This window comes from Streptomyces hypolithicus (genome assembly GCF_052934925.1).
Window position 1 is genome coordinate 5136430 of sequence record NZ_CM128811.1, and the last position, 13856, is coordinate 5150285.

A 13856-nucleotide genomic window follows, 5' to 3' on the forward strand; every position below is an offset into this window, starting at 1 on the left:
CGGTGCCAACGATGTCGCAACCGTATTAGAACGATTTGGCCCGGACCGGATCAACCCGGTTGTGGCCAGTACAGTCCCTTTTGAAGGCAGCGGGTCTGGACCAAGCCCGCTCAACTACTGGGGGTCGCGTCGGCGCATGCACATCTCTTTTCTGCTCCACAACGCGTACGGCATCGGGGGAACGATCCGTACCACGTTCAACCTCGCCCAGACTCTGGCCGAGCAGCACGACGTCGAGATTGTGTCGGTATTCCGCCACGGTGACGTACCGGCGCTGGGCGCCCCCGTGGGCGTACGGCTGGACTATCTGGTGGACATCCGCAAGAAGAGCCCCGGATACGACGGCGACGACGAGCGGTTCGCGCTCCCCGCGAAGGTGTTCGCGTCGGGTGACAGCCGCTACAAGCAGTACAGCCGGCTCACCGACGCCCGTATCGCGACGCATCTGAAGTCCCTGGAGGCGGACGTCGTCGTGGGCACCCGGCCCGGACTGAACGTGCACATCAGTCGTCAGACCCGGCGCGGCACGGTCCGGGTGGGCCAGGAGCACCTCACGCTCGACGGCCACAGCCTCCGGCTGCGCCATGAACTGAGCCACCGTTACGGGATGCTGGACGCCGTCACGACCGTCACCGAGGCCGACGCCCGCGCCTACCGCACCCGTCTCAAGCTGCCCGGTGTACGCATCGAGGCGGTGCCCAACAGCGTTCCCGCGTCCGTGCTCGATCCGGTCGACACCGGCGCCAAGTGGGTCGTGGCGGCAGGCCGGCTGACCAAGGTCAAGCGGTACGACCTGCTGGTGCGGGCCTTCGCGAAGGTGGTGGCGGCCCGCCCCGACTGGCGGCTGCGCATCTACGGCGACGGCGACGCGGGCGGCAACAAGAAGAAGGCGCTGCGGGCCCTCATCAATGAACTCGGTCTCTACAACCACGTCTTCCTGATGGGCACGGCCAACCCGATCGAGCCCGAGTGGGTCAAGGGCTCGATCGCCGCTGTCACCTCCAGCTCCGAGTCGTTCGGCATGACCATCGTCGAAGCGATGCGCTCCGGTCTGCCGGTCGTCGCCACGGACTGCCCGCACGGGCCCCGGGAGATCATCGCCGACGGTCTCGACGGACGACTGGTGCCGGTCGGTGACGTCGACGCGATCGCCGACACGCTGCTCGGCCTGATCAACGACGACGAACTGCGCGCTGCCATGGGTGCGGCCGCGCTGAAGCGCTCCGCCCGGTTCGACCCGGCGCACATCGCCGAGCGTCACGAGGCGCTCTTCACCGAGCTGATCTCACGCGGCGCCCGCGGGCGTCCGCGCAGCCGCGTCCACGAGGCGCTCTATCTCTCCCGTGGGGCCGTGCTCGACGGGGCGTACTCCCTCCGCCACAAGGCCGCCTCCGCGCTCCGGAAAGGGCAGACCGCATGAGCACCACCCCCACCCGGACCGGGCCGCCGCGCGCCGACTGCATCGCGGACTCCGCGGGCGGCGTCACCTTCGACATCGTCGGTGACGACGCGCCGGGCGCGGTGCTCGTCCTGCGCCGGCGCGGGGCCGTCGCGCCCACGCCCGCCGACGTGCTGCGGCTGCCGCTCACCCCGGCGGGGGACGGGCGGCTGCGTGCCGTGCTGCCCAGCACGGTCGAGCTGCCCGAGGGCCGCTGGGACGCGTTCACCACCCACGGCGACGAGAGCGGGGAGCAGCACATCGAGCCCGGCCTCAGGGACCTGCGCTCGCTCGTCGACCGGGCCCCCGACCCCGGACGCCCCCAGGTCGCCGTACGCATCCCCTATCCGACCGCCGACGGCAGGCTCGCGGTGCGCGCCTGGCTGCGCGCCCCGCACGCGGAGGCCGGTGCCATCACCTTCGCGCACGGTGCGATGACGGTGCAGGGGCAGTTGTACGGCGCCGTCCTCGGCGAGGACGCGGCCGTCGAGGCCCGGCTGCGCGACGCGCCGAAGGACGACCGCCTGCGGGTGCCCGTGACCGGCGGCCGCGACGGCGCGTTCACCTTCACGCTGGGGTACGGGCCGCTGTCCGAGGGGCGCGGCGACGAGCAGCGCCTGTGGGACCTGTGGCTGTGCCCGTCGGGAACGCCTTCGGGCACGCAGTCGGGGTCCGGCGGCGCCGTACGGCTCGGGCGGATCCTGGACGACGTCTGGGACAAGAAGGCGATCTTCCGCTACCCGGTGCTTGCGGCCGAGGGCCCGCAGGCCACCAGGCCGACCACGGCGTACCCGTACTTCACCGTCGACAACGACCTCAGCGTGCGGCTCGACAGCGCGAAGTGAGCGCATTAATGCCCGTGCTTGAGGAATGTGCTTGAGGACAGTCACTGTCCTCAAGCACGGGCAGACTTGCTCCCATGTTGGAGACTTCGGCACGTCTGCTCTCGCTGCTCCAGGCCCACCGTGAATGGGCGGGGCAGGATCTCGCCGAGCGGCTCGGCGTCACCCCGCGCACAGGCGGCGCAGGCGGTCTCGCCCAGCGCGGGGTGTACTGGAGGCGGTGGACGAGCACAGCTGCCTGCTGCGCACCGGGGCGGCGAGCCTGGACGTGCTGGTGATCCACATCGTGCTGATGGGCTTCGACTTCGAGGTGGTCGAGCCACCGGAGCTGACCGACCGGATCAGGGCGGCCCGCGACCTCCTCACGCGCTCCCTGGACGCCGGCAGGCCGGCCTGACCCGGGTGTGGATCGTGTGGGGAATCGGTGAATTCGCTACGCCCCGTCAGATTTTATCGCGGGACACCCGTCGGAATTTCCGGAACAGCCGCCGGTCGTCGGAAAGGGAAAGGCTGCCTGCTATTGCCATTCATTTCGGGGGCGAGCAATTCGTGCTTCCGGAGCACGCGTCGGGCCTTTCGGGTGACGGAGTTCGCCCCAAACGCTTGTCGTGATCCTGTGACACAAGCGTGACCGGTGGGGTATCGGAGGCGCTGCCACGGAAGGTGCCGTGGACGGTGCAACGGAGGGTGACGCGGGGGCGGTGGCGGGCGGTGGCCCCTGCGGAGTGCGGACTTCCGTCCTCCTTCGCGGCGGCCTACGGTGGCTTTCATGGCAACCGAACCGACCCCTTCCGCACAGCCCGACGACGCTCCCGAGGCGTACGTCGGCCTCGACTCCGGCGGCGCCCAGCGCCTCGCCCACGAGAAGGGCTGGAGCACCGTGAGGGCGCTGCCGCCCGGCTCGATCATCACCATGGAGTACATGGCGGGGCGCCTCAATTTCGAGGTCGACCAGGACACCGTTACCCGCTGCTGGCAGGGCTGACCAGCCAACCAGCCAGCCAACGACGCAGGCCCCGGCGGCTCCAGGTGGAGCCGCCGGGGCCTGCGCGCGCGGGGTGAGGTTTGTGCGTACCGTCCCGCGGTCCGTGGTGGGTCAGCCGCCTGTCAGCGGCCTCGCGGAGGTTGATGGACGGGCCGGGCCGTACGGTCGCTGTGCGGCGGTCGGCGGCTGCCCGCCGGGGTGACGGGCGTCCGCTCCGAGCGGACCGTGTGCACCTGGTGCGGCCGCGCCGAGACGTGTCCTGCGGTCCTGGTGCCCGTGGAGCGGGGGGCGCCGCCGGAACCCACCGGCTCGCGCGCGGGCTTGCAGTCCTGGGGGCTGCCGGCGAGGGGCTGCGAGAGCATCCCGGGGGACAGGGCTCCGCCGGCCGGCGCCGGCTGCTCCGCGCCGAGCCTGCCGCGTGCACGCCAGGCCTCGCGCATTTCGAAGATCCAGGCTTCGGTGCGGCCGATCAGCGGCTCGAACCACGGCAGGCTCAGCAGGATCAGCAGACCGGCCGCCCAGCCGAGCAGGACATCGCTCAGCCAGTGGGTGCCCAGGTAGACGGTGGTCGCGCCGACGCCGAGGGCGACCACGGCGGAGAGCACCGAAAGCCAGCGCCTGGCCCTCGGGGTGGTGGCCAGGTAGGCGAGGATGCCCCAGGTGACCACGGCGTTGGCGGTGTGGCCCGAAGGAAATATATCGCCGCCCGCGAACATCTCGGCCGAACCGATCTCCGTCGCGTAGTGCGGCCCGAGGCGGCCGAGGCCGAGCTTGACCGCGCCGACCGTCACGTTCAGCAGCAGCAGCGAGGCGCCGAGCGTCAGCAGCGGACGCAGGGTGTGCTGACGCCAGGATCGCCAGCCCAGCCAGGCCGCGACCATCACCGCGGTGGGGCCGCGCTGGCCGAGGACCACGAAGTAGTCCAGGTACGGGTGGATGACGGGCCACTGCTCGTACGGCCGGAACAGCATGACCTTCCAGTCGAGCGTCACCAGCCAGGAAGTGATCAGCACGGCCCAGACGATGGCGATGTAGAACGCCATCGTCGAACCGAAGAGAGCCGCACGGGTGCGGCTCATCCCGGGGATCTCTATCTTCGGCGGCTCCGGTTCCCGGTCCAGGCGGGCAAAGATTTGGTCGGTACGCACCCAATCGACGTTACAGCCGGTGAGTGACAAGCCCGGCACATCCGCCACCTTTGTGATGACGATGTGATGTGGGCTGCGTCTCATCACACTGCTTATTTCTGGCCGATTCGGAAATGCGGACGACCTTGCGTCCTATTCATTGGGAGGGGCGCATGCGGGGGATAAATAGATGCCTGGATGAATTGGGTTCACCGGGACTCAATGTGGAATTTGCCGTCCCCTCACGCCCCGCGTGGGCACCGCAAGATCACGACCTGGGCTCCTCCGTGTGGCGTACGACACACCGGGTCCCCGAAGCGGGTGAGAGCTGCACCACGTTTGATGTCCCTGAACTCGCGTACGCTGACGGCTCACTCGCCCGTCGATGCCGGGCCCGCGTGGACGCCGGACCACACCGTCCCCGCCGGTCCGCCGAGCGTGAGGGACGCCCACTGGGAGGTACGTACATGTCAGGGACGACCACGGCCGGAGCGCAGCGGTCTGCGGGCGCCTCCGGGCGACGGCCGGACCTGACAGCCGCCAAGAACCGCTGGGCCGTCCTGCTGGTCCTGTGTGTCAGCCTGCTGGTCGTCGCCCTCGACGCGACGATCCTGCACATCGCCGTCCCCGCTGTCACCGAGGACCTGCGGCCCGGCGCGATGGAACTGCTGTGGATCGTCGACGCCTACCCGTTGGTCTGCGCCTCGCTCCTGATCCTCTTCGGCACGCTCGGCGACCGGGCCGGCCGCCGCCGCATCCTCCTGCTCGGTTACGGACTCTTCGGCGTGGCGTCGGCCCTGGCCGCCTTCGCCGACACCCCCCACGTCCTCATCGCGGCCCGCGCCCTGCTCGGCGTGGGCGGCGCGATGATCATGCCCGCGACCCTGTCGATCCTCCGCCAGGTCTTCCCCGACCGGCGCGAGCGCGCGGTCGCCATCGGCATCTGGACCGCCGTCGCGGCCGTCGGCGCCGCCACGGGGCCGGTGCTGGGCGGCTTCCTCATCCAGCACTTCTGGTGGGGCTCGGTCTTCCTCATCAACATCCCGCTGATGGCGCTGATCCTGCCGGTCGGCCGCTGGCTGCTGCCCGAGTCCCGGGGGAGCGGCAAGGGCCCCTGGGACGTACTCGGCGCGCTGATGGCGGCGGGCGGTGTGCTGGGCGTGGTCCTCGGCGTCAAGCGGGTGGGCACCGGGCAGGGCATCGCCGACGCGCAGACGTTGCTCGCGCTGCTGGCCGGCCTCGCGCTGCTCGTGGTGTTCGTGCGGCGTCAGAAGGCGCGGGCGCATCCGCTCGTCGACGTGAAGATGTTCGCCCGGCCGGCGTTCTCCACCTCCGTCGGCTGCATCGTCCTGGCGATGCTGGCGCTGGTCGGCCTGGAGCTGATCGCCGTCCAGTACCTCCAGCTCGTGCTCGGCCTGGGACCGCTGGAGACCGGGCTGCGGCTGCTGCCGCTCACCTTCGCCGCGATGGCGGCGGGCGCCACCGGCTCGTACACCCTGCACCGGCTCGGCCCGCGCGCCATGGTGTCACTGGGCTTCGCGCTGACCGCGGCCGCCGTGCTCGTACTGACCCTGATGGGACAGCACGACCGGCCCGCCCTGCTGACCGTCGGCTTCGTGCTGCTGGGCTTCGGGCTCCAGGCGACCCTGTTCGGCGCGTACGAGTCGATGCTGAGCGAGGCGCCGCCCGAGGCTGCGGGCGCCGCGGCGGCCATCGGCGAGACGTCGTACCAGCTCGGCGCGGGCATGGGCATCGCCCTGCTCGGCAGCGTGATGAACGCCGCCTACGCGCCGGGGCTCGCGGCGATCCCGGGCGTCTCCGCTGCGGACAGCGCAGGCGCGGCGAACTCGCTCGGCGAGGCGTACACCGTCGCCACCCGGCTCGGGGGGCCGGCCGGTGAGGCGCTGCGCGCCACCGCGCGGCACGCCTTCGTGCACGGTCTGCACGTGACGCTCTTCGTCAGCGCGGGCCTGCTGCTGCTCGGCGCGCTGGCCGCGCTGCGGCTGCCGCGCCTGATGGACTGCGGCGCCCGCGAACCCGCCGGGCCACCCGAGCACCGCCCGGCGCAGGAGCCGGGGCGGAGCGGGGTGCCGCAGCAGCAGGGCCCGCCGCCCCGGGCGAAGGCCCAGGCGCACCGCCCAGAGCTTCCGGCGCGCCGGGAGCCCGCCGAGCGGGCCGGGTCTGGACGAGCCGCACGGTGACCACGTAACGTCGCCCGCGAGCCGTAACTAACACTGCTAGTTTTACGCCGCACCTTAGTTCTACGCCGCACCGTGAGCCGGAGGGCCAGCAATGTCCGCAACCTCGAAGCTTGTGCCGTTTGACCCCCGTGATCCGATCGGCGTCGACGATCTGCTGTCCGACGAGGACCTCGCGATCCGCGAGACGGTACGGAACTGGGCCGCCGACCGGGTGCTGCCGCACATCGCCGACTGGTACGAGCGCGGCGAACTGCCCGGCATCCGCGACCTGGCCCGTGAGCTCGGTTCGATCGGCGCCCTCGGCATGTCCCTGGAGGGCTACGGCTGCGCCGGCGCGTCCGCCGTGCAGTACGGCCTGGCCTGCCTGGAGCTGGAGGCCGCCGACTCCGGCATCCGCTCGCTGGTCTCCGTGCAGGGCTCGCTCGCCATGTACGCGATCCACCGCTTCGGCTCCGAGGAGCAGAAGCAGCGCTGGCTGCCCGGCATGGCCGCCGGCGAGATCATCGGCTGCTTCGGCCTGACCGAGCCCGACCACGGCTCCGACCCGGCCGGCCTGCGGACGTACGCGAAGAAGGACGGCGACGACTGGGTGCTGAGCGGGCGCAAGATGTGGATCACCAACGGCTCGGTCGCCGGGGTCGCCGTCGTCTGGGCGCAGACGACCGAGGACGGCGGCGGCAGCGGCATTCGGGGGTTCGTCGTGCCGACGGACACCCCCGGCTTCTCGGCGCCCGAGATCAAGCACAAGTGGTCGCTGCGCGCCTCGGTGACCAGCGAGCTGGTCCTCGACAACGTACGGCTGCCCGCCGACGCCGTGCTCCCCGGCGTCACCGGGCTGAAGGGGCCGCTGGGCTGCCTGAGCCACGCCAGGTACGGCATCGTGTGGGGGGCGATGGGAGCCGCCCGCGCCAGCTTCGAGGCGGCGGTCGACTACGCCAAGACCCGTGAGCAGTTCGGAAAGCCCATCGGCGGTTTCCAGCTCACCCAGGCCAAGCTCGCCGACATGGCGGTCGAACTCCACAAGGGCATCCTGCTCGCCCACCACCTGGGGCGGCGCATGGACGCCGGGAAGCTCAGGCCCGAGCAGGTCAGCTTCGGAAAGCTCAACAACGTGCGCGAGGCGATCGAGATCTGCCGCACCAGCAGGACGATTCTTGGCGCGAACGGGATTTCGCTGGAGTACCCGGTGATGCGGCACGCGACAAACCTGGAATCGGTGCTCACTTACGAGGGCACCGTCGAAATGCATCAGCTGGTACTGGGCAAGGCGCTCACCGGCCTCGATGCCTTCCGGTGAGCCGACCGCAGACCCCCTAGCTCTGGTTGAAGAAACCGCTCGATTCGCGGCCGCCCGCGGCCTCACCGCTGACCACCATGGTGTCGGCAGGGCTCAGCAGGAAGACCCGGGTCGCCACGCGCTCGATCGAACCGCGCAGGCCGAAGGTGAGACCGGCGGCGAAGTCGACGACACGCTTGGCGTCGGAGGGCTCCATGGACGTCAGGTTCATGATGACCGGGACGCCGGCCCGGAACAGCTCACCAATGCCCCGTGCGTCTCGGAAGCCGTCCGGGGCGACGGTGGCGATCCGGCGGCCCTGGTCCTGGGCCGAGTCGGAGGCCACCCGCACCCTCGGGTCGGTGACCCAGGGTTCGGCCCTCTCGTTGTTCCCCTCGGCGTACTCGTCGTCGTAGTAGCGTTCGTCGCTGTCCTCGACGAGCCCGAGCCAGGCACTGGCCTTGCGCACCGATCCCATGGGACGCCTCCTTTCACCGCGGTCGGTCTGTGTTCCGCTCCCCCTATGGTCGTCCATGATGCGGATTACGCGCCAAGTGAATAGTCGGCGCGCAGGGGATTCGTGACGGTACTGGTGCAGAAGTTGTGGCGATTCGTCAAGGTTTTGGCTGTGCAAGGCTGCTGACAGAGTGAAAAATAAGATCGTCGGTCCGCGTGCGCGCCGCACGGGTGATGAAGGGGTCGGACGGGTGAACGGATGCCCCGTCAGGCCCCTGCCATTCCCCTCGATACGATGCGGCCCGCACTGTCCGACGAATCCAGGGGGAGCGCCGTGTTCGGAATAGTCAGGCCATGCAGTCATCGACTTCCGGGGGGACTGAAGGAGGAGTGGATGGCCCATCTCTGCGGGCTCTGCCTGGCACTTCGCGCCGACCACGGGCAGCTCGCCAGGGTCGTCACCAACTACGACGGGCTGATCGTCTCCGTGCTGACGGAGGCTCAGTCCGTCCGTGACGAGGGCCACAGGCGCACCGCGGGACCGTGCCCGCTGCGCGCCATGCGGACCGCTCCGGTCGCCCGGGGCGAGGGCGCCAGGCTCGCGGCCGCCGTCTCGCTGGTCCTGGCCTCGGCGAAGGTGAGGGACCACGTCGCCGACCGGGACGGGGTGTTGGCCCGCCGGCCGGTGGCCGCGGCCGCGCGCCGCCTCGCCGCCGGATGGGACCGGGCGGGCGCGCGTACGGGCGCCTCGCTCGGCTTCGACACGGCGCTGCTGGTCGACGCGGTGGACCGGCAGAGCGCGATCGAGTCGCTGGCCGGGCCGGGCACGTCCGTCCTCGACGTCACCGAGCCTGCCGAGACGGCGACCGCGGCGGCCTTCGCCCACACCGCCGTTCTGGCGGGCCGGCCGCAGAATGCGGCGCCGCTCGCGGAGGCAGGCAGACTCTTCGGGAGGCTCGCGCATCTGCTGGACGCCGTGGAGGACCAGCAAGCTGACGCGGCGTCGGGTGCGTGGAACCCGCTGACCGCGACGGGCACCGGCCTGCTGGAAGCGCGCCGGCTGTGCGACGACGCGGTGCACGGCGTACGGCTCGCGCTGCGTGACGCGGAGTTCACCGACGGCAGGCTGGCGCACGTACTGCTGGCGCACGAACTGAGCCGTTCCGTGGACCGGGTGTTCGGCACGGTGAGCTGCGGCCACGCGGCTCGGGCCCAGGCATACGGGCCGCCGCCGCCCGGGTCCGGGGGCGGTGGCCCGTACGGCTCGAACAACCCCTACGGCGGCGGCCAGGGCGTGCCTGGCGGGGTGGGCGGGGCGGGCGGGATGCCACCGGGACCGCCCGGGCCACCCGGATCGCCGGGCTTCACGGGTGAGCCGCACCGGCCCGGGAGGCCGGCCCGGCGTGGATTCTGGGCCGGATGCGCCGCCGCGATCGAGCTGTGCTGCACGTGCAAGCTCTGCTGCGCCGAGCGGTACGAAGGGCCCTGGTCGCGCAAGCAACGGGAAGGCTGCTGCCACAAGTGCGAGTGCGACTGCTGCGACTGCTGTTCTTGCGACGGCTGCTGAAGTCGCATCAGGAGCGCGGCCGCTTCTGGTCACTGCGGGGGCTCCCGGCGCCCGTGTGGAAAGGTGGGGCGCATGAGCAGCGACCCCCGGCAGGACTGGCAGCAGTGGTGCGAGCAGCGCACCGAGACGGTCCGCGGGCCGTACGGTCCGCTGTCGCTCACCGGCACGCACTGGCTCTCCGACTATCCGCAGGGCCGTATTCCGGGGGTGCCGGGCCGGTGGGCGGCGGACGGCGACGAGGTCGTCCTGGCAGCTGACCCGAAGGACACCGCTGACCCGAAGGACGCGGTCACCGTCGACGGGCAGCCCCTGACCGGCGCCGCCGGGCTGACCGCTGACGCCGGGCCCCTCACGCCGCCCCATGTCGAGTCCGCCGGGCGGCGGCTGGTCGTGCTGCGCCGCGAGGGCCTCTGGGCGGTCCGCGTGTTCGACCCCGACGCGCCGGCGCGGCGCGCCTTCACCGGCCTCGACGTGACGCCGTACGACGCGACATGGGCGGTGGCGGGCCGGTTCCGCCCGTACGACGAAGGGCGCACCATCACGGTCCGGGTCGAGAACGCGGACGGGCGTGAGCGCGGACTGGGTCTCGCCGGTGAGATCGCCTTCACCCTCGACGGCGCCGGGCACACGCTCCAGGTCGCGGTCGAGGCCGACGGCTCGCTGTGGGCGGTCTTCGCCGACGCGACCAGCGGCGCCGGGAGCTATCGCTTCCGTTTCCTGCGGCCGCCGAAGCCCGCGGCCGACGGCACGGTCACGGTCGACTTCAACCGGGTGCTGCTGCCACCGTGCGCCTTCGCCGACCACTTCATCTGCCCCCTCCCGCCACCGGGCAACACCCTGACGGTGGGGGTCCCGGCGGGCGAGCGGCGACTGCTCGACACCCCATAGCGAACTCGAACCGCCCGTCCGGCGGCCGCCGTACCGAACGCTGGCGCCGACACGGCAGGCACGTACAGCGCCGTCAGCTCTCCTCGGCCCTCGGTGAGCCGTTTCATCAGAGAATACTTGACCGACCGTTTCAGTATCCCTTAGGGTTCGAACGTGGCCAGAACCAAGGAATTCGACCCGGAAGCCGCTCTGCAGTCAGCCCTGGAGTTGTTCTGGCAGCGCGGCTACGAGGCGACCTCGATGGCGGACCTCGTCGAACACCTCGGCATCGGGCGCGCCAGCATTTACGCGACCTTCGGCAACAAGCGCGAGCTGTATCTGAAGTCGCTGGACCGGTACAACGAGATCCGCAACCCGGGCCTCCTGCGCGAACTGTCCCAGCCGGGTCCCGCACTGCCCGCCGTGCGTACGGTGGTGCGGCGCTTCGCGGCCGAGGCGAGCTCCAGCGAACGGCGCCTGAACGGGTGTTTCGTCACCAACACGGCTGCCGAGCTGGGCGCGCACGACCCGGCGGCGGCCCGCCGGGTCGAGGCGAGCTGGGGTCACGTCGAGATCCTGCTGCACTCGGCCCTGACGCGGGCCCGTGCGCAGGGCGAACTGCCCGCGGACCGCGATCCACGCACGCTCGCACGCATGCTGCTGGTGCTGATGCAAGGCCTGCGGGTGGTCGGCAAGGCGTCGGACGACCCGAGCCGGGTGCGGGACGCGGCAGAGCAGGCGCTGACGCTGCTGGACTGAGCAGCACCTCCTGCGGGGAGGTGCTTTCATGCGCGCGCATTATGGAACGATCGATCAAATATCGGGTGGGAAATGACCGTCACGCAGAGCCGGAACACCACGACCTCAGCCACCTCGACCGGGCCTGCGCCCGGCCCTGCCTTCGCCCTGCTCGGCACCGTACAGATGTCGCTGATCTTCACGCTCACCTCGCTCGTCGTGCCGCTTCCCCGGATCGGCCGCGAATTCTCCCTTGACCGCGACGACTTGATTCTCCTCAGTGCCGCGTACGGGCTGACCTTCGCCGGACTGCTGCTCTTCGGCGGCCGCGTCGCCGACCGTTTCGGCGGGCGTCGCGCTCTCACCGCCGGGCTGCTTGTGTTCGCCGTGGCGTCCCTCGCCGCGCCGCTCGCCCCGGGTCCGGAGACTCTGCTCACCGCCCGCTTCGCACAAGGGGCAGGCGCCGCGCTCACCGCGCCCGCCGCCATGGCCGTACTGCGCGGTCTTCCCTCAACCTGCTGCATATGGAAGGGCGATGGCCACCTGGGGTGGGCTCTCGGTCCTCGGCGCGACCGCAGGGAACCTGCTCTCCGGGGTTATCTCGGCGCTCGCGTCCTGGCGACTGGCCTTCGCCGTCCCGGTCGCGGTGGCTGTCGCCGCCCTCGCCCTCGCACCCCGGCTGCTGCCCGCCACCCCGGCCGGAGCGGGCCGCTCCCTAGATCTGCCGGGTGCACTGCTCGCCACCACCGGGATCACCCTGGCCAGCTACGGCCTCGTCCTCACCGACGCCCACCCCCCGGGATCGGCAGCCGTCCTGGCCCCCCTGCTCACCGGGGCCGCGCTCCTCATCGGATTCCTGATCGCCGAGCGCCGCGCCCACGACCCGCTGCTCCCGCGCGGATTCCTCCGCGACCGGCGCCGGGCCGTCGCGCTCGCCGCCATCGGTCTCACCGCCGCCGGGACCGCCACGACGTTCGTCCTCTTCTCGCTCCATCTCCAGCAGGACCGCGGCTGGTCGGCACTGCAGACCTCCGCCGCATTCGTCCCATTCGCGGTGGCACTGCTCATATCGGGCCGGACGGCAGGCCCGCTCATCGCCAGGTATGGGGCGTCGGCCGTCACCACCTCCGGGCTCGCGGTCGCGGCGACGGGCCTCGCGCTGCTCGCGCTCACCGGCCTGGCCCCGCACAGCCCGTACGCGTACGGACTCCTCCCCGGCCTGCTCCTGCTGTCGGCGGGCGGAGCCGCCGGCTTCGCGGGGGCTGCTGTCCTCGCGACAGACGGGGTGGAGCCGCAGCAGACGGGACTCGCGGGCGCCGTCATGAACACCGCGATGGAGCTGGGCCCGACCGTCATCTTCGCAGCCCTGCTCACCCTCGGCTCCGACACGACCTCACTCGCCGCGACGGCAGTCGCTTTCGTCGCCGCCGCCCTCCTCAACACCCGCACCAAGTAACCAAGTACCGAGCAAGGGAGTCATCACCATGTCCGCACGCTTCACCGGCAAGACCGTCCTCGTCACCGGCGCAGGCTCTGGCATCGGCCGGGCCATCGCTCTCGCCTTCGCCGCCGAAGGGGCCTCGGTGGTCGCGGCCGGACGTACCGCCGTAGCGCTCGACGAGACGGTCGCCCTGATCGAGAAGGAGGGCGGTACGGCCGCCGCGGTCACCGCAGACGTGACCCGCTCCGAGGACGTACGGGCCATGGTCCGCCGCACCGTCGAACACTTCGGCAGCCTCGATGTCGCCGTCAACAACGCGGGCGTCTTCCGGGGCGGCGCGCCCGTCGCCGATCTCCCCGAGGAGGACTGGCGCACCCTGCTCGACATCAACGTCACCGGTGTACTCCTCAGCCTCCAGGCCGAAGTCGCCCGGATGCGCGACCAGCCCACAGGTGGCGCCATCGTCAACATCTCCTCCAACCTCGGCGTGCACACGCGCATCCCGGGCGTGGCCGGCTACATCGCCACCAAGGCGGCCGTCTCCGCCCTGACCCGGGCCGCCGCCCTGGACCACATCGCCGACGGGGTCCGCATCAACGCCGTCAGCCCTGGCGCGTCCGCCACGACCATGTCACTGCGGCCGGGTGAGACCGACGCCGACCGCGCGGCCCGGATGAAGAACGAGTCGCCGCTTGGGCGGGTGTCCTCCACCGCCGAGGTTGCGGCAGCCGTGCTGTATCTGACCTCGCAGGATGCCGCTTCCGTGGTAGGCGGCGACCTGGTGATCGATGGCGGCGCCGCTGCCTGACGGCCGCCACGGTGCGAGATGGGCGGAGGACTTCGGCGCCACCTGGCGCACCCGTCTGGACCTGGCTGCGGCCGCTCGGGCCTGACAGGCCGAACCTGTGCGATTGAGCG

The 13856-nt window shown here is 71.3% G+C and carries 12 protein-coding genes and 2 pseudogenes; 12 read left to right on the forward strand and 2 right to left on the reverse strand.

Annotation, left to right across the window (positions count from 1 at the left end; genetic code table 11):
* The first annotated feature begins 136 nt into the window (after positions 1-136).
* From ACU6WZ_RS24165 to ACU6WZ_RS24180, 4 genes and pseudogenes are all read left to right on the forward strand, one after another.
* Complete coding sequence (locus ACU6WZ_RS24165) at positions 137-1420, forward strand: glycosyltransferase family 4 protein (RefSeq protein WP_447030303.1); 1284 nt, start codon at positions 137-139, stop codon at positions 1418-1420.
* Positions 1417-2283 carry a hypothetical protein gene (locus ACU6WZ_RS24170; protein WP_447030304.1) on the forward strand — a complete coding sequence of 289 codons (867 nt, stop codon included), beginning with the start codon at positions 1417-1419 and terminating at the stop codon, positions 2281-2283. Before ACU6WZ_RS24165 ends, ACU6WZ_RS24170 begins: the two co-directional genes overlap by 4 nt.
* Before the next feature lie 193 nt (positions 2284-2476).
* A pseudogene (locus tag ACU6WZ_RS24175) lies at positions 2477-2677 on the forward strand (WCX domain-containing protein); the annotation flags it as partial.
* A gap of 372 nt (positions 2678-3049) precedes the next feature.
* A complete protein-coding gene (locus tag ACU6WZ_RS24180) occupies positions 3050-3265 on the forward strand; it encodes an I78 family peptidase inhibitor (protein ID WP_447030305.1) in 216 nt (71 codons plus the stop codon).
* Positions 3266-3387: 122 nt separating this feature from the next.
* Here the strand turns inward: ACU6WZ_RS24180 and ACU6WZ_RS24185 are convergent, their stop codons facing one another.
* Positions 3388-4413 (reverse strand): phosphatase PAP2 family protein, encoded by a 1026-nt coding sequence (locus ACU6WZ_RS24185; protein WP_447030306.1) that lies wholly within the window; start codon positions 4411-4413, stop codon positions 3388-3390.
* A 446-nt stretch (positions 4414-4859) separates the two neighbouring features.
* Here ACU6WZ_RS24185 and ACU6WZ_RS24190 point away from each other — a divergent pair, with 446 nt between their 5' ends.
* Positions 4860-6593: an MFS transporter gene (locus tag ACU6WZ_RS24190; RefSeq protein WP_447030307.1), complete on the forward strand. Its 1734-nt coding sequence runs from the start codon at positions 4860-4862 to the stop codon at positions 6591-6593.
* 91 nt (positions 6594-6684) lie between these two features.
* Positions 6685-7890 carry an acyl-CoA dehydrogenase family protein gene (locus ACU6WZ_RS24195; RefSeq protein ID WP_447030308.1) on the forward strand — a complete coding sequence of 402 codons (1206 nt, stop codon included), beginning with the start codon at positions 6685-6687 and terminating at the stop codon, positions 7888-7890.
* Between the two features lie 16 nt (positions 7891-7906).
* Here ACU6WZ_RS24195 and ACU6WZ_RS24200 read toward each other — a convergent pair whose 3' ends face one another.
* The gene (locus tag ACU6WZ_RS24200) at positions 7907-8347 is read right to left on the reverse strand and encodes a cell division protein SepF (RefSeq protein WP_447030309.1); all 441 of its coding nucleotides are present in this window, start codon (positions 8345-8347) and stop codon (positions 7907-7909) included.
* Positions 8348-8659: 312 nt separating this feature from the next.
* Here ACU6WZ_RS24200 and ACU6WZ_RS24205 point away from each other — a divergent pair, with 312 nt between their 5' ends.
* The 6 genes and pseudogenes from ACU6WZ_RS24205 (at position 8660) to ACU6WZ_RS24230 (ending at position 13746) form a co-directional block, all read left to right on the forward strand.
* Positions 8660-9892 (forward strand): DUF5685 family protein, encoded by a 1233-nt coding sequence (locus ACU6WZ_RS24205; RefSeq protein WP_447030310.1) that lies wholly within the window; start codon positions 8660-8662, stop codon positions 9890-9892.
* Positions 9893-9964: 72 nt separating this feature from the next.
* Complete coding sequence (locus tag ACU6WZ_RS24210; protein ID WP_447030311.1) at positions 9965-10780, forward strand: DUF1684 domain-containing protein; 816 nt, start codon at positions 9965-9967, stop codon at positions 10778-10780.
* 153 nt (positions 10781-10933) lie between these two features.
* Positions 10934-11518, forward strand: coding sequence for a TetR/AcrR family transcriptional regulator (locus ACU6WZ_RS24215; RefSeq protein ID WP_447030312.1), 585 nt, complete (start codon positions 10934-10936; stop codon positions 11516-11518).
* Positions 11519-11683: 165 nt separating this feature from the next.
* Positions 11684-11938, forward strand: a pseudogene (locus ACU6WZ_RS24220) (MFS transporter); the annotation flags it as partial.
* Positions 11939-12032: 94 nt separating this feature from the next.
* Positions 12033-12953, forward strand: coding sequence for an MFS transporter (locus ACU6WZ_RS24225; RefSeq protein WP_447030313.1), 921 nt, complete (start codon positions 12033-12035; stop codon positions 12951-12953).
* Between the two features lie 28 nt (positions 12954-12981).
* Positions 12982-13746 carry an SDR family NAD(P)-dependent oxidoreductase gene (locus ACU6WZ_RS24230; protein ID WP_447030314.1) on the forward strand — a complete coding sequence of 255 codons (765 nt, stop codon included), beginning with the start codon at positions 12982-12984 and terminating at the stop codon, positions 13744-13746.
* The last annotated feature ends 110 nt before the right edge of the window (positions 13747-13856 follow it).